The 15,692-nt window shown below is 68.5% G+C and carries 12 protein-coding genes; 11 read left to right on the forward strand and 1 reads right to left on the reverse strand.

Annotation, left to right across the window (positions count from 1 at the left end; all coding sequences use genetic code 11):
- Positions 1–159 precede the first annotated feature (159 nt).
- From ngcE to PV679_RS08620, 10 genes are all read left to right on the forward strand, one after another.
- Positions 160–1,605, forward strand: coding sequence for an N-acetylglucosamine/diacetylchitobiose ABC transporter substrate-binding protein (ngcE, locus tag PV679_RS08575; protein WP_319679482.1), 1,446 nt, complete (start codon positions 160–162; stop codon positions 1,603–1,605).
- A gap of 89 nt (positions 1,606–1,694) precedes the next feature.
- A complete protein-coding gene (locus PV679_RS08580) occupies positions 1,695–2,618 on the forward strand; it encodes a sugar ABC transporter permease (protein WP_319679483.1) in 924 nt (307 codons plus the stop codon).
- Positions 2,618–3,535, forward strand: a complete 918-nt coding sequence (locus tag PV679_RS08585; protein ID WP_319679484.1) for a carbohydrate ABC transporter permease — start codon at positions 2,618–2,620, stop codon at positions 3,533–3,535. Before PV679_RS08580 ends, PV679_RS08585 begins: the two co-directional genes overlap by 1 nt.
- A 274-nt stretch (positions 3,536–3,809) precedes the next feature.
- Positions 3,810–5,009, forward strand: a complete 1,200-nt coding sequence (locus tag PV679_RS08590) for an ROK family transcriptional regulator (RefSeq protein ID WP_319679485.1) — start codon at positions 3,810–3,812, stop codon at positions 5,007–5,009.
- A 133-nt stretch (positions 5,010–5,142) separates the two neighbouring features.
- The gene (locus PV679_RS08595) at positions 5,143–6,243 is read left to right on the forward strand and encodes a sugar ABC transporter substrate-binding protein (RefSeq protein WP_319679667.1); all 1,101 of its coding nucleotides are present in this window, start codon (positions 5,143–5,145) and stop codon (positions 6,241–6,243) included.
- 210 nt (positions 6,244–6,453) lie between these two features.
- Positions 6,454–7,242, forward strand: a complete 789-nt coding sequence (locus PV679_RS08600; RefSeq protein WP_319679486.1) for an ATP-binding cassette domain-containing protein — start codon at positions 6,454–6,456, stop codon at positions 7,240–7,242.
- Positions 7,239–8,537: a sugar ABC transporter permease gene (locus PV679_RS08605; protein WP_416069671.1), complete on the forward strand. Its 1,299-nt coding sequence runs from the start codon at positions 7,239–7,241 to the stop codon at positions 8,535–8,537. Before PV679_RS08600 ends, PV679_RS08605 begins: the two co-directional genes overlap by 4 nt.
- Before the next feature lie 195 nt (positions 8,538–8,732).
- Positions 8,733–10,646 (forward strand): 1-deoxy-D-xylulose-5-phosphate synthase, encoded by a 1,914-nt coding sequence (gene dxs / locus PV679_RS08610; protein ID WP_319679487.1) that lies wholly within the window; start codon positions 8,733–8,735, stop codon positions 10,644–10,646.
- 175 nt (positions 10,647–10,821) lie between these two features.
- Positions 10,822–12,330 (forward strand): amino acid permease, encoded by a 1,509-nt coding sequence (locus PV679_RS08615; protein ID WP_319679489.1) that lies wholly within the window; start codon positions 10,822–10,824, stop codon positions 12,328–12,330.
- Positions 12,331–12,425: 95 nt separating this feature from the next.
- The gene (locus tag PV679_RS08620) at positions 12,426–13,973 is read left to right on the forward strand and encodes a glycosyltransferase family 39 protein (protein ID WP_319679490.1); all 1,548 of its coding nucleotides are present in this window, start codon (positions 12,426–12,428) and stop codon (positions 13,971–13,973) included.
- Here PV679_RS08620 and PV679_RS08625 read toward each other — a convergent pair.
- Complete coding sequence (locus PV679_RS08625) at positions 13,949–14,341, reverse strand: NTP pyrophosphohydrolase (RefSeq protein ID WP_319679491.1); 393 nt, start codon at positions 14,339–14,341, stop codon at positions 13,949–13,951. The two genes, PV679_RS08620 and PV679_RS08625, sit on opposite strands and share 25 nt — an antisense overlap.
- Positions 14,342–14,452: 111 nt before the next feature.
- Here PV679_RS08625 and PV679_RS08630 point away from each other — a divergent pair, with 111 nt between their 5' ends.
- The gene (locus tag PV679_RS08630; RefSeq protein ID WP_319679492.1) at positions 14,453–15,613 is read left to right on the forward strand and encodes a hypothetical protein; all 1,161 of its coding nucleotides are present in this window, start codon (positions 14,453–14,455) and stop codon (positions 15,611–15,613) included.
- The last annotated feature ends 79 nt before the right edge of the window (positions 15,614–15,692 follow it).

Genomic DNA, 15,692 nt, shown 5'->3' on the forward strand with positions numbered 1-15,692 from the left:
AGGCAGTTCTCCCTGTGATCGATCAAGCGACGTATTCGAGCACGGCAATCCTGCACCACCCAGCTTCATTTGACCGCGGTGGCGGGGCCCTTCGCCTCAGGCGAGAAGGACGGGCGACCGGTACACCGCCTGAGTCCTGGAGAAGGCGAGGACTTGAGCATGGGATCCACCTCCGCTCAGAACAACGAGGGCCTTGGCCGTCGCGATGTGATCAAGCGTTCTGCCGCGATCGGCCTGATCACCGTCCCGACGATGAGCTTCCTGGCCTCGTGTGCGAGCAGTGACAGCGGGACCGACCAGAAGGTCGAAAAAGGCAAGACGTCCGAGAAGAACCCGCTCGGGGTGAACGAGACCGCGCCGCTCGACTTCGTCCTGTTCGACGGCGGATTCGGCACCGAGTACGCCACCGACGCCGTCAAGCAGTACACGAAGGCCTTCCCGAAGGCGAAGGTGAAGTTCACTCCGACCCAGAAGATCCAGTCGGAGCTCCAGCCCCGCTTCAACGGCGGCACTCCGCCGGACCTGATCGACAACTCGGGTGCCGAGCAGATGGACATGGGTGTTCTGGTCGGCAAGAAGCAGCTCGCCGATCTCACGCCGCTGATGGACGCGCCGTCCTTCGACGACCCGGGCAAGAAGGTCCGTGACACGCTGCGTCCCGGTGTCCTGGAGATGGGCCAGTTCGACGGCGACCCGGTATGGATCATGTACTACGCGTACACCGTGTACGGCGTGTGGTATTCGCAGACCGCTCTGGACAAGCTCGACGCGGAGTATCCCGAGGACTGGGACGCGATGCTGGCCCTCTGCGAGAAGGCCAAGAAGAAGGGCATCGCCGGCTGGACGTACGCGGGCAAGTACCCGTACTACATCCCGTTCTCGCTCTACCCGTTCATCGGCAAGATCGGTGGCCGCGAGGTCCTCGACGCCATCGACAACCTGGAGCCCAACGCCTGGAAGCACCCGGCGGTGAAGGCCGGCTTCGAGGCGTACTACGAGCTGTACAAGAAGGGCTACATCCTCAAGGGCACTCCCGGCATCGACCACACGCAGTCGCAGACCGCGTGGACCGAGGGCCGGGCGCTGTTCCTCCCGAACGGCTCCTGGGTGGAGAACGAGGCGGCGAAGACCACGCCGAAGGACTTCCAGATGAAGGTCGCCGCGCCGTCCAGCCTGGACAGCTCGGACAAGCTTCCGTTCGGCACCATCTGGGCGTCCGGCGGTGAGCCCTTCGTCGTCCCGGCGAACGCCAAGAACCCCGACGGCGGTATGGAGCAGCTCCGCATCATGCTGAGCGAGGCGTCGTCGAAGAACTTCACCACCAAGGTGAAGTCGCTGAGCGCCTTCAACGGCGGCACCGACGGTCTGACGCTCTCCACCGCGCTGCAGTCCGGTGTGGACGCGCTGACCAAGGCCGGTACCAATGTGCTGAACCCGAGGCTCCAGGACTGGTACGTCGCCCTCCAGAAGGAGAAGATCGGCGTCGGCGCGCTCGGCGAGATGATGGCCGGACGCATCACTCCGGCCGAGGCCATCAAGAAGTGCCAGGAGTACGCCGACGCGGCGGCCAAGGACGACTCCATCAAGCACTACAAGCACCAGTAGGAGCGGAAGTGGCCGGAAGCCCCGCCGGGGCTTCCGGTTCCCCCCAAGGCAGCGCGGCGGCACCCGCCGGAGATTCGGGGTCGGGAGACATGCAACACGGCAAGTACCGGTTCATCGTGGGGTTTCTGGTCGTCCCACTGGCGATGTACGCACTGTTCGTCATTTGGCCATTCATCCAGTCCATCTATTACTCGTTCACCGACTGGACCGGTCTCAGCCCGGACTTCAAGATGGTCGGCTTCGGCAACTACACGCGGATGCTCGATGACGACACCTTCTGGAGCTCGCTTCAGCACAGCCTGACTTTCGCGCTGCTGCTGCCCGTGGTGGTGCTCGGCCTGGCGCTGTTCTTCGCGTTCATGCTGAATGTCGGCGGTCGCCGCCGGAAGGGAGCCGCCATCGCGGGCGTCCGCGGCTCCTCCTTCTACAAGATCGTGTACTTTTTCCCGCAGGTGCTCTCGATCGCGATCGTCGCGCTGCTCTTCCAGTTCGCGTACAACCCGAACAGCGGCGCCATCAACTCCGCGCTCGGCGCGGTCGGTCTGGACAGCGTGCAGCCCGAGTGGCTGGGCGATCCGGATCTCGCGCTGTGGTGTGTGATGGCCGTCCTGGTGTGGAGCCAGGTCGGTTTCTTCGTGGTCCTCTTCTCCGCGGGCATGGCCTCCATCCCGAAGGACTTCTACGAGGCGGCGCTGCTGGACGGCGCGAGCCGCGTCACGACCTTCTTCCGTATCACTCTGCCGCTGCTGTGGGACACCGTGCAGTCCGGCTGGGTGTACATGGGCATCCTCGCGCTGGGCGCGGAGTCCTTCGCGGTCGTCCAGATCATGACCGTGGGACCGGGTGGGCCGGCCGACTCCACCAATGTCCTGATCCTGTTCGTCTACCAGAAGGCGTTCCGGGACGGTCAGGCGGCCTATGCGACCACGATCGGTGTCGCCCTCCTCGTCGTCACGCTGGCTTTCTCCGCCATCGTGATGCGGCTGGGTCGACGTGAGCGGCTGGAGTTCTGATGAAGACCACTGACACCCCTCCGCCGGCCGGCGCCGTGGAGCCACGGCCCGTCGTGGCCAGGACGGACGACTCCGCGCCGGCCGTGAAGAAGAGCGGCGGCGTCCTCAACGTCTTCTCGCACGGCGTCCTGGTCATCTGGGCCGTGCTGGTCGTGCTGCCGCTGCTGTGGGCGGTGATGACGTCGTTCAAGGACGACAGGTCCATCTTCACCTCGCCGTGGTCGCTGCCGGACACGCTGCACTTCGACAACTGGTCGCGCGCCTGGACCCAGGCGCACATGAGCGACTACTTCCTCAACACCGTGCTGGTGGTGGCCGGTTCACTGGCCGGCACGCTGCTGCTCAGCTCGATGGCCGCCTATGTGCTGGCGCGCTTCGAGTTTCCCGGGAACCGCTTCATCTACTACCTGTTCGTCGGCGGGATGAGTTTCCCGGTCATCCTGGCCCTGGTCCCGCTGTTCTACGTCATGAACAATCTGGGCCTGCTGAACTCCATCCACGGCCTGATTCTCGTCTATATCGCCTATTCACTGCCGTTCTCGGTCTTCTTCCTCACCGCGTTCTTCCGGACGCTGCCCACCTCGGTGGCGGAAGCGGCGATCATCGACGGTGCCTCGCACACCCGGACGTTCTTCCAGGTGATGCTGCCGATGGCCAAGCCCGGCCTGATCAGTGTCGGCATCTTCAACTTCCTGGGGCAGTGGAACCAGTACCTGCTGCCCACGGTGCTGAACACCGACCCGGACCACAAGGTGCTCTCGCAGGGACTGGTGCAGCTCGCCGTCAGCCAGGGCTACAAGGGCGACTGGTCCGGTCTCTTCGCCGGTCTGGTGATGGCCATGCTGCCGGTGCTCGCCGCGTACATCATCTTCCAGCGCCAGGTGGTGGCCGGTCTCACAGCCGGAGCGTTGAAGTAGCTGATTTACGCTCAATGGGCAGCTATAGCGATAAAACGGACGAACCGTCCGCCTGCTCCGGCCGGCGGACGGTTCGCCGTGTTCCGAACGCGCTGGTCCGAGGTGTGTCGAAGTCGCTCATCCGTAGCCTTACTCGCTCAAGGTCTTGACGGGGAGCTGCCCGAAAGGCTGAGCTTAGGGTTCACAAGTTGGAGAGACGTCGAGGTCTCATTGGCGCGACCTCGGCCGGGGGCGGTGGTCGTGCCGCCCGCCAAGGGCAGGAGTGGATGAGTTCGTGGAGACTCCAGGGTCGCAGTCGTCGCTGCACCGGGCCAACCTTGAGCGGGTCGTACGCGCCGTGCGCATGGCCGGTTCGCTCACCCAGGCGGAGATCGCCCGCGGCACGGGACTGTCGGCGGCCACGGTCTCCAATATCGTCCGCGAACTGAAGGACGGCGGAACCGTCCAGGTCACGCCCACCTCGGCGGGCGGACGCCGGGCCCGCAGCGTCTCGCTCAGCGCCGACGCGGGCATTGTCGTCGGAGTGGACTTCGGCCACACGCATCTGCGGGTGGCCGTCGGCAATCTCGCGCACCAGGTGCTCGTGGAGGAGTCCGAGCCCCTCGATGTGGACGCCTCGTCCGCGCAGGGCTTCGGCCGCGCCGAGGAACTGGTCGAGCGGCTGATCGTGAGCACCGGGGTCAGCCGTCAGAAGGTGATAGGTGTCGGCCTCGGCGTCCCGGGCCCGATCGATGTCGAGTCGGGCACGCTCGGCTCCACCTCGATCCTGCCTGGCTGGACCGGGATCAACCCCAGTGACGAGCTGGCCGGCCGGCTGGGCGTGCCGGTGTACGTCGACAACGATGCCAATCTCGGCGCCCTCGGCGAGCTGGTCTGGGGAAGCGGCCGCGGGGTCAGGGATCTGGCGTACATCAAGGTCGCCAGCGGTGTCGGCGCCGGTCTGGTGATAGACGGTCACATCTACCGGGGACCCGGCGGTACGGCCGGTGAGATCGGGCACATCACGCTGGACGAGTCGGGCCCGGTGTGCCGCTGTGGCAACCGCGGCTGCCTGGAGACCTTCACGGCGGCCCGCTATGTCCTGCCGCTGCTCCAGTCCAGCCACGGCGCCGATCTCTCCATGGAGCGCGTCGTGCGGCTCGCCAGGGACGGCGACCCGGGCTGCCGCAGGGTCGTCGCCGATGTCGGCCGGCACATCGGCAGTGGTGTGGCGAATCTGTGCAACCTCTTGAACCCCAGCCGGGTGGTGCTGGGCGGGGATTTGGCGGAGGCTGGTGAGCTGGTGCTCGCGCCGATACGGGAGTCTGTCTCCCGGTACGCGATCCCGAGTGCGGCGCGGCAGCTCTCGGTGCTTCCCGGAGCGCTCGGCGGACGCGCCGAAGTGCTCGGAGCGCTCGCTCTCGTACTGAGCGAAATGGGCGATTCGACCCTTTTGGACGGTGCCATTCCGGCCGCGACGCCCGCCTTCACTTAGATAACGAATGGCACCGTTGTCATCTCGTTAAGGATTTACTCCTTGACGCTGGCCCCGGAGCCGAGTTGACTTCCAGCCACCTCGGCCGCAACGACGCGGCCTCGTCAGGGAGGTTTCTGAAGTGAACGCGAACATGCGTCGTGCTGCCGTGGCCGCCGCCGCCACCGCGATGGCCGTCTCTCTTGCCGCTTGTGGCAGTGCCAAGGACTCGGGCGACAAGTCCGACGCCCCCAAGACGGTGAAGACGGACGCGATCAAGGTCGGGCTGCTCCTGCCCGAGAACCAGACCGCGCGCTACGAGAAGCTCGACAGGCCGCTGATCGAGAAGAAGATCAAGGAACTCACCAACGGCAAGGGCGAGATCGTCTACGCCAACGCGAAGCAGGACGCCTCGCTGCAGAACCAGCAGGTCGACACCATGATCACCAACAAGGTGAACGTCCTGATCGTCGACTCGGTGGACTCCAAGGCCATCGCGGGTTCGGTCCAGAAGGCCAAGGACGCCGGTATACCGGTCGTCGCCTACGACCGGCTGGCCGAGGGCCCGATCGACGCCTACACCTCCTTCGACAACGAAGAGGTCGGCAAGGTCCAGGGCCAGGCGCTGCTCGACGAGCTGGGCGACAAGGCCAAGTCCGGCGACATCGTCATGATGAACGGTGCCATCACCGACCCCAACGCCGCGCTGTTCAAGAAGGGCGCCCACTCGGTGCTCGACGGCAAGGTGAAGATCGGCAAGGAGTACGACACCAAGGAGTGGAAGCCGGAGAACGCCAACGCCAACATGGAGGCGGCGCTTTCGGCCCTCGGCAAGAACAACATCGTCGGCGTCTACTCCGCCAATGACGGCATGGCCGGCGGTATCATCACCGCCCTCCAGAGTGCCGGCCTCAAGCCGCTCCCCCCGGTGACCGGCCAGGACGCGGAACTCGCCGGCGTGCAGCGCATCGTCGCGGGCCAGCAGTTCATGAGCGTGTACAAGCCGTACGGTCAGGAAGCGGACATCGCCGCGCAGATGGCCGTCGCGCTCGCCAAGGGCGAGAAGCTGGACTCGATCGCCAAGTCCGCCGTGGACAGCCCCACCACCAAGGGCGTCCCGTCGGTGCTGGTCCCGGTCGTCTCGCTGACCAAGGCCAACATCAACGACACGGTCATCAAGGACGGGCTGTACTCGATCCAGGAGATCTGCACCACGCAGTTCAAGGCCGCCTGTGACGCGGCCGGCGTGAAGTAGGTCCTCAGCCGGGTCCGCCCGGTGACCTGCTTCCGGTAAAAGCCTGTCCGGCACCTCGCCCCACATACAGCCCCGCAGGCGGGGCGAGGTGCCGGACGGAACGGCTCACCCAGGCCGGCCGCCTCCGCGGCCGTTTTGGTCTGTTCTCTTCTGCTCGACCACCGCGCCTCCCCCAGGCGCGGCATCCCCGCCGGTCAGGCGGCGAAGGAGATGGTTCACGTGACCGCTACGCCCGTGCTGGCGTTGCGAGGGGTCTCCAAGCGATTCGGTGCCGTCCAGGCGCTCACCGACGTAGAGCTTGAGGTCCACGCCGGTGAAGTGCTCGCCCTGGTGGGCGACAACGGAGCCGGTAAATCGACACTGGTGAAGACAATCGCCGGTGTCCACCCCATCGATGAAGGTGTCATCGAGTGGGAAGGCAAGCCCGTCTCCATCGGACGGCCCAACGACGCGCAGCGTCTCGGTGTGGCGACCGTCTACCAGGACCTCTCGCTCGCCGACAACCTCGATGTCGTCGGAAACCTCTACCTCGGCCGCGAGCTGCGCCGCTGGGGAGTCCTCGACGAGGTCGAGATGGAGCGCCGTTCCCGCGAGCTGCTCCAGACCCTCTCGATCCGTATCCCGAGCGTCCGTATCCCGATCGCCTCGCTCTCCGGCGGTCAGCGCCAGACCGTGGCCATCGCCCGCTCCATGCTCGGTGAGCCCAAGCTCGTCATCCTCGACGAGCCCACGGCGGCCCTGGGCGTCGAGCAGACCGCCCAGGTGCTCGACCTGGTCGAGCGGCTGCGGGAGCGCGGCCTCGCGGTGCTGCTCATCAGTCACAACATGGCGGACGTCAAGGCCGTCGCCGACAAGGTCGCGGTGCTCAGGCTGGGCACCAACAACGGTGTCTTCGACGTCAAGACCACGTCGCAGGAAGAGATCATCGCCGCCATCACCGGTGCCACGGAGAACGCCGTGACCCGTCGTGCGTCGCGCAACGCGGAGGTTCAGAAGTGAGTATCGACAAGGCCCCCGCGCCCGCCGGCGGCACACCCGCTCCGGTCGACGCCCCCGCCGCCGCGGCCGGTGCCGTCACCGCGGTCGACCCGCGGCTGCTCGTACGCGAACAGGGCTTCGGCGGTTACATCTCCGAGTTCAAGCGCAAGATCCGCGCCGGTGACCTGGGTTCCATCCCGGTCATCGTCGGACTGATCATCATCTGCGTGGTCTTCCAGAGCCTGAACTCGGCCTTCCTTTCGGCCGGCAACCTCTCCGACATATCCGTCGCCATGGTCGGCACGGGCATGATCGCGGTCGGTATCGTCTTCGTCCTGCTGCTCGGCGAAATCGACCTCTCGGTCGGTTCGGTCAGTGGTGTGGCGGGCGCGATCGTCGCGGTGATGAGTGTCACCCATGGGGTGAACGAATGGCTGGCCGTACTGGCCGCGATCGTCAGCGGCGCGGTGATCGGCGCGGTCCACGGCTTCTTCTTCGCCCGCATCGGGGCACCGGCCTTCGCGGTCACCCTGGCCGGTCTGCTCTTCTGGCTCGGCTTCATGCTGCAGCTCCTCGGCGACAACGGCACGATCAACATCGACCGTGACGGCGTGGTCGGCAAGATGACGTCGTATTACTTCTCGGACGTCGCGGTCGCCTACGGCGTCGCCCTCGCCGCCGTGGTGGTCTACTTCGCGACCTCCTTCTTCGAGAACCGGCGCCGCGACGCGGCCGGTGTGCCGTCGCGGCCGCTCAGCGAGACCGTGGCCCGCACCGTGGTGCTCGCGATCGTGGCCTTCGCCGCGGCGTTCACGTTCAACCAGTCCAAGGGCCTGCCCCTCGCCCTGCTGATCTTCCTGATCGTGCTGGTCGCGACCGACTTCGTGCTCCGCAGGACCACGTACGGCCGCAAGATCTTCGCTCTCGGCGGCAGCGTCGAGGCGTCCCGCCGCGCCGGTATCAATGTCACGATGGTCCGGATCTCGGTGTACTCGATCGCCGGCGGCTTCGCGGCCATCGGCGGTCTGTTCCTGGCGTCCAAGGTCGCCGCCGCCAACCAGGGCGCCGGCACCGGCGACCTGCTGATGAACGCCATCGCGGCGGCCGTCATCGGTGGCACCAGCCTCTTCGGCGGCCGGGGCCGTACCTGGAACGCACTCCTCGGTGTCATGGTCATCACGTCGATCCAGTACGGACTGGCCCTCGAAGGCATCGCCACGCCCGTGGTGTACATGATCACGGGTGGCGTGCTGCTCCTCACGGTCGTCATCGACTCGATCACGCGACAGACCCAGAAGACCGCGGGTCGCGCCTGACCGCGGCTCCGCGGGCCGTGCCCGGCACCCGACCCTGGGGTGCCGGGCACGGCTGCGTCCCGGGTGGCGTCAATATGACGTACCTACAGCCGATCGGGTGACGTACAACGCACCGCCCCCTGACGAGGCGCGCGAACGGAACATTAGACTCTGCGGATCGGCAGGCTCGACGAGCTCAAACGCAAGGAGGCACGGGTGGCGTTGCTGACCCATATCAGGGGACCACGCGATCTGGACCGGCTCGGCCCGGAGCAGCTTGAGGAGCTGGCCGGTGAAATCCGGTCATTTCTCGTCGACGCGGTCTCCAAGACCGGCGGCCACCTCGGGCCCAATCTCGGTGTCGTCGAGCTGACCATCGCCCTGCACCGTGTCTTCGACTCCCCGAAGGACAAGGTCCTCTTCGACACGGGCCACCAGTCGTATGTGCACAAACTGCTCACCGGCCGTCAGGACTTCTCCAAGCTCAAGAGCAAGGGCGGCCTGTCCGGCTATCCGTCGCGTGCCGAGTCCGACCACGACATCATCGAGAACTCGCACGCCTCCACCGTGCTGGGCTGGGCCGACGGCTTCGCCAAGGCCAACCAGGTCCTGAAGAAGGACGACCACGTGGTCGCGGTGATCGGTGACGGCGCGCTGACCGGCGGAATGGCCTGGGAGGCGCTGAACAACATCGCCGCCGCCAAGGACCGCCCGCTCGTCATCGTCGTCAACGACAACGAGCGTTCGTACGCACCGACCATCGGCGGCCTCGCCAACCATCTCGCCACCCTGCGGACCACCGACGGCTATGAGCGGTTCCTGGCCCGCGGCAAGGACCTCCTGGAGCGCACGCCGGTCGTCGGCAGGCCCTTGTACGGCACCTTGCACGGCGCCAAGAAGGGCCTCAAGGACTTCATCGCTCCGCAGGGCATGTTCGAGGACCTCGGCCTGAAGTACGTCGGCCCGATCGACGGCCATGACATCGAGGCACTGGAGTCCGCGCTGCTGCGCGCCAAGCGCTTCGGCGGTCCCGTCATCGTGCACTGCCTCACCGAGAAGGGCCGCGGCTACCAGCCCGCCTTGCTGGACGAGGCGGATCGTTTCCACGCGGTCGGCAAGATCCATCCCGACACCGGACTGCCGATCGCCTCCTCGGGCGTCGACTGGACCTCCGTCTTCGGCGAGGAGATGGTCAAGCTCGGGACGGAGCGCCCGGACATCGTCGCGATCACGGCGGCCATGCTCCAGCCGGTCGGTCTCGACAAGTTCGCCAAGGCCTTCCCCGACCGGGTGTACGACGTCGGTATCGCGGAGCAGCACGGCGCGGTCTCGGCGGCGGGCCTCGCCACCGGCGGCCTGCATCCGGTCTTCGCCGTGTACGCCACCTTCCTCAACCGCGCCTTCGACCAGGTCCTGATGGATGTCGCGCTGCACCGCTGCGGTGTGACGTTCGTCCTCGACCGGGCCGGTATCACCGGCACGGACGGCGCCTCGCACAACGGCATGTGGGACATGTCCATCCTCCAGTGCGTGCCCGGCCTGCGGATCGCGGCGCCCCGCGACGCCGACCAGGTCCGCGCCCAGCTCCGCGAGGCGGTGGAGATCGACGACGCGCCGACCGTGGTCCGCTTCTCCAAGGGCGCGGTCGGCCCGGCGGTCGCCGCCGTCGGCTGCGTCGGCGGAGTCGATGTGCTGCGCAAGGCCGAGGAAGGCGCCGCGGACGTCCTGCTGGTCTCCATCGGCGCGCTCGCTCCGATGTGCCTGGAGATCGCCGATCTCCTCGACAAACAGGGCATCTCGACGACGGTCGTCGACCCGCGCTGGGTCAAGCCGGTGGACGAGGCGCTCGTACCACTCGCCGAGCAGCACCGCGTGGTCGTCACCGTCGAGGACAACAGCCGCGTCGGCGGCGTCGGTTCGGCGATCGCCCAGGCACTGCGCGACGCCGGAGTCGACGTACCGCTGCGGGACTTCGGCATCCCGCCGCGCTTCCTCGACCACGCCTCCCGCAAGGAGGTCATGGCCGAGATCGGGCTGACCGCACCGGACATCGCGCGCCAGGTCACCGGCCTGGTCTCGAAGCTGGACGGCCGGCTGATGGACGCGCCGGCCGAGGCCGCCCGCGACTGAGCCGGCCGGCGATCCGCCGATGTGCTGACGGGCCGGCCGGTCGACCTGTAAGAGGTCGCGCGACCTCTAAGGGTGGTCCGACCGGCCCATCCGTGTGAAATAAGCAGTTTCCGGTGTTCGGGGCCGCCACGCCTCCCGATCATTGCCGGAACGACGCGCACACGGAGGTACGCCGGTGAGTACGCAGCAGGACCCGGGATCAGCCGGAAACGGCTGGTTCCGGACCAAGAACGTCGAGCAGTCGATCCGGGACACCGAGGAGCCGGAGTTCCAGCTCAGGAAGACCCTCTCCGCGCTCGATCTGACGGTCTTCGGCGTCGGCGTGATCATCGGTACGGGCATCTTCGTCCTGACCGGTGTGGTGGCCAGGGACAACGCCGGGCCGGCCACCGCCATCGCCTTCGTCGTCTCCGGAATCGTCTGCGGTCTGGCCGCCCTCTGCTATGCCGAGTTCGCCTCGACGGTGCCGGTCGCCGGATCCGCGTACACCTTCTCGTACGCCTCGCTCGGCGAGCTGCCCGCCTGGATCATCGGCTGGGACCTGGTGCTGGAGCTCGCGCTCGGCTGCGCCGTCGTCGCCGTCGGCTGGTCCGGCTATGTGCGCTCGCTGCTGGAGACCGCCGGGGCCGGGCTGCCGGACTTCCTCTCCGGCACGCACGACGGGAAGTTCGGCTTCGACCTGCTCGCCTTTCTCCTGGTGCTCGTTCTGACCTGCGTCCTCATCGTCGGAGTCAAGCTGTCCTCACGGGTCACCACGGTCATCGTCGCCGTCAAGGTCACCGTCGTGCTGCTGGTCATCATCGTCGGAGCGTTCCTCATCAACGGCGCCAACTACACGCCGTTCATCCCGCCGTCCAAGCCCAGTCCGGGCGGCAACGGACTGACCGCGCCGCTGATCCAGCTCATCTTCGGTTTCACTCCGGCGAACTTCGGCGTCATGGGGATCTTCACCGCCGCCGCCGTGGTCTTCTTCGCCTTCATCGGCTTCGACATCGTCGCCACCGCGGCCGAGGAGACCCGCGACCCGCAGCGCGACGTGCCCCGGGGCATCCTCGGCTCGCTCTTCATCTGCACCGTGCTCTATGTCGCCGTCTCGATCGTCGTCACCGGGATGCAGCACTACTCCGAGCTGTCGGTGGACGCTCCGCTCGCCGACGCCTTCAAGGCGGCCGGCCATCCCTTCTGGGCCGGTCTGATCAGCTTCGGCGCGGCGGTCGGACTCACCTCGGTCAGCATGATCCTGCTGCTCGGCCAGACCCGGGTGTTCTTCGCGATGAGCCGCGACGGACTGCTGCCCAGGACCTTCTCGCATGTCCATCCCCGGTTCGGCACGCCGTACCGCTCGACCATCCTCCTCGGGCTGATCGTCGCCGTCGTCGCCGGCTTCACGTCCATCTCGGAACTCGCCGAACTCGTCAACATCGGTACGCTCTTCGCCTTCGTCGTGGTGGCGCTCGGCGTCATCCTTCTGCGCAGGCAGCGTCCCGACCTGCCGCGCGCGTTCCGCACTCCGCTGGTGCCGTATCTGCCGGTCGTCTCGGTGCTCGCCTCCCTGTGGCTGATGCTCAACCTGCCCTCCGAGACCTGGCTGCGCTTCGGCATCTGGATGGTCGTCGGCATCGTGGTGTATTTCGCGTACGGACGCGGGCACAGCAGACTCAGTGGTTACGGCGACAGCGCTTAAGGCTGTCCCGCTGACAGCGAATTGTTACGCGGCTCATTCTCCCGGCCCCGTATGTCCTGCTCCGGCACGGACGGCGGGGCCGGTTACTGTGCGGCATGCTCGTCGAGCCGCTGTCCGCCCTTCGGTACGTATCCTCCCCACGACGCACCGCCCCGCGCCGGACCCGGCGGACCGACCGCGCCGCCGGCTACTGGCGCCGGCTCCTTCCCGCCCTCGCGCTGCTGGCCCTGGTCACCCGCCTGCCGTCCTTCCTCCATCCGCTGTGGAGCCCCGACGAGGGCTATCTCGCCGTCCAGGCACGGATACTGGCCGACGGAGGAGCGCTGTACGACACGGTCGTCGACCGGAAGCCGCCCTTCCTGCCCTGGCTCTACGAGGCCACCTTCGCGCTCTTCGGCGACGAATCAGCGGGCGCGGTGAAGGCCCTCGCCGTTCTCGCGCAGCTCTGCACCGCGGCGCTGCTCGCCGCCACCGCCCGTGACCGCTGGGGCGACCGGGCCGGCCGCACCGCCGGAGTCCTCTATCCGCTGGTCTCCATCGGCCTCAACCCGGAGGACACCCAGGCCGCGACCTTCGAGGTCTTCATGCTGCCGTTCACGGCCGCGGCGATGTGGTGCGCGGGCCGGGGCCGCTGGGGCGCCGCCGGTCTCGCGGTCGCCGGCGCGCTGCTGACCAAACAGACGGGCGGCGCCGTGCTCGTCCCCGTCCTGTGGCTGCTGTGGCACGCGTCGCCCGCCCGGGCCGGCCTGTCCCGTCTCGCCGCCGGGCTCGTCCTGCCCGTGCTGGCCGCGGCGCTGGTCACCACACCGTCCGGCTTTCTCTTCTGGACGGTGACGGGCTCCGGCGCGTACGCCACCTTCACCGGCTCCGAACTCCATGTGCTCTCCCGGGGCATGGCGAACACCGCACTGCTCTGCCTCGCCTGTGCCGGGCTGCTCCCGCCGGTGCTGCGCGTGCTGCGCGGCGGCGCGAAAGGCACCGGTACGAAGGCCGTGGACGCACCGGGCGCGCGGGGCAGTTCCGGGACGGGCTCCGCCGATCTGTGGCTGTGGCTGGCCGTCTCGGCCGCCGCCGTCCTGCTCGGCTTCCATTTCTTCGGCCACTACTTCCTGCAACTCCTGCCGCCGCTCGTGCTGCTGGCGACCGCGACGCTGCGGCTGCTGCCTCGCGACCGGCTCGCGTCCGCGCTGCTGACCTCGGCCTGCACCTGTGCGCTGTTCCTCTCCTGGGGCGTTCTGGCGCCTCGTCCGGAGCTGGGCCATGTCCAGCGTCTCGCCGACGCCGTACGGGCCCGTACAGCGCCCACAGACCGGGTCCTGGTCTGGGGCATACACCCGGAGACATACTGGCTCGCGGACCGGACCCCGGCCAGCCGCTATCTGACGGCCGGTCTGCTCACCAACTACAGCGGCGGCCGGGACGGCCCCGAGGTCGGCGAGAAGTACGGCGTGGCGGGCACCTGGCCCGTGCTCGTCTCCGAACTGCGCGCCCGCCCGCCGGTTCTGATCGTCGACGACTCCCGCGGCAAACCCTTCGCCCCGGAGCGGCTGCCCACGCTGCGCGGCCTGCTGGCCCGGCACTACGAGCCGCTGACACAGACGGTCGACGGAGCGGTGCTCTACGTACGCTCGTCCGGCGACTGACGTACGGTCCCGGGGCCGACGCACTCCGCGCCATGAGCGGCCACCCGCCGGCGCAGCTCCCGGTCCGCCGTGACGACGACACAGCCGAGACCGTCCGCCGCCGCCCGCGCGGCCAGTTCCACGATCCGGTCGTCACCGCTGCCGGACGCGGGCTCGACCCGGACACCGGGCACGGACTCCACGCCCCGGGCGGCGCCCTCGACCACGAGCACGACCTCGGCCGGACCCGGATGCCCGGCCACTCCACGGTCGCCGTACGGCGCCAGGGTGTCGCGCAACCGCTCGGTGGCTCCGCGCCGGTCGCGCCACCAGCCGTCGGGGACGGAACCCACCACATTCGCCGCGTCCACGATCAGTACATTTCGCACCTCGACAGCGTGGCACAGCGCGGGCCGCGCCGAGGCTGCCCGGCTCCGCCGAGTGCCGCCGCGTAGTATCGGCCTCTGAGTTTCCTGCGCTCGGGAAGGTGGCAGTGGGCCATGAGACCGCGGTCCGGACGGACGTCGAGGCGGCAGGGAGAGGGCGCCGACAAGGCGCCGGACACGGGCGGAAAGCCACGCCGTGAGCACCTCGCGCCGGGCCCGGACGACGCCCTCCCGGCGACCACCGGCTGGCTGCCGCGCGGCAAGGACGGCAGGCTCACGGCATACGCGGCGACCGCCGACGGGGTGCTCCGCTGGACGGAGACCCGGCCGGGCGGCCCCGACTGGACGGGACCCGAACTGCTGGCCGCGCGCGGACTCCTGCCGTACCTGTCCGTCGCCAGGAGCGCCGAGGGCTTCGTCCATCTGCTGGGTGTGCGCAGGCGTCCGCGCGCCGACGGGCCCGACGACACGGATCTCGTGCACGCGGTCCAGTTCCAGACGGGCCGTCCGATCCGGGACTGGCAGTCGCTGGGCAATCCGCACGGCAAGGACCGCGAGCGAGGTCAGGACATCGGCCTGCCGTCGGCGGTCCTGGACGGCACCGGCTCGGTGCATCTGTTCCTGCGTAACGCGCACGGCGGCCTCTCGGCCAAGAACCAGTCGCCGACCGGCCGTTGGGGGCCCTGGGGCGGGGCCGACGCCGAAGGGACGGCGCTGACCGGCGAGACGGCCGCCGCCGTCACCGGCCAAGGAGTGATCGACATCCTGGTCCCGGCGGGCGGCACCATGGTGCGCTGGCGCCGCGAGAAGCCCGACGCCGGGCTGGAGCGGGCCGGTGACGAGCCGTCGGCGACGGTCTCACCCGGCACGGTCACCGCCGAACGCACCGGCGACGGGCGACTGACGTTCTACTGGCGCGACGCCACGGACTCCACCGTCCGCGCCTGGCGGCCGGGATCCCGGCCCGTACCGCTGGGCGGCCCCGGCACCGGCCCGCTCGCCCTGCTGCGTACGCCGGTCGACGGTCACGACTGCACGATCCTGGCCCAGCGCGGCACCGACGGCCGGCCCGCCGTCGCCGCCTATCCGACCGAGGACGAAGCGGCGGGTCTGCACTGGACCCCGACCGGCGAACCGTGCGCGGGCGCGCCGGCTCTGGCCCTGGACGGACAGGGCCGGGTGGTGCTGGCGGCCGTCGGCGCGGACGGCACTCTGCGGGTGGCCCGGCAGAAGGCGGAACCGGGCCTGGCGCTGGAGGCGTGGCGGCGGATCTGACCGGCTCCGCCGCGCGGGTCCGTACGGCACACGGCCGGGCCGGTACGGAAAGCCGCTTCCGTACCGGCCCGGCCGTCCC

This window comes from Streptomyces sp. AK02-01A (assembly GCF_033795305.1).
Taxonomy (GTDB): Bacteria; Actinomycetota; Actinomycetes; order Streptomycetales; family Streptomycetaceae; genus Streptomyces.

What these genes read in the sequence shown, in the direction of transcription:
- PV679_RS08620 (WP_319679490.1), top strand. Translation starts at nt 12,426, where the DNA reads ATGCTCGTCGAGCCGCTGTCCGCCCTTCGGTACGTATCCTCCCCACGA.
- PV679_RS08580 (WP_319679483.1), top strand. Translation starts at nt 1,695, where the DNA reads ATGCAACACGGCAAGTACCGGTTCATCGTGGGGTTTCTGGTCGTCCCA.
- PV679_RS08585 (WP_319679484.1), top strand. Translation starts at nt 2,618, where the DNA reads ATGAAGACCACTGACACCCCTCCGCCGGCCGGCGCCGTGGAGCCACGG.
- PV679_RS08595 (WP_319679667.1), top strand. Translation starts at nt 5,143, where the DNA reads ATGCGTCGTGCTGCCGTGGCCGCCGCCGCCACCGCGATGGCCGTCTCT.
- PV679_RS08630 (WP_319679492.1), top strand. Translation starts at nt 14,453, where the DNA reads ATGAGACCGCGGTCCGGACGGACGTCGAGGCGGCAGGGAGAGGGCGCC.
- ngcE (WP_319679482.1), top strand. Translation starts at nt 160, where the DNA reads ATGGGATCCACCTCCGCTCAGAACAACGAGGGCCTTGGCCGTCGCGAT.
- PV679_RS08600 (WP_319679486.1), top strand. Translation starts at nt 6,454, where the DNA reads ATGGTTCACGTGACCGCTACGCCCGTGCTGGCGTTGCGAGGGGTCTCC.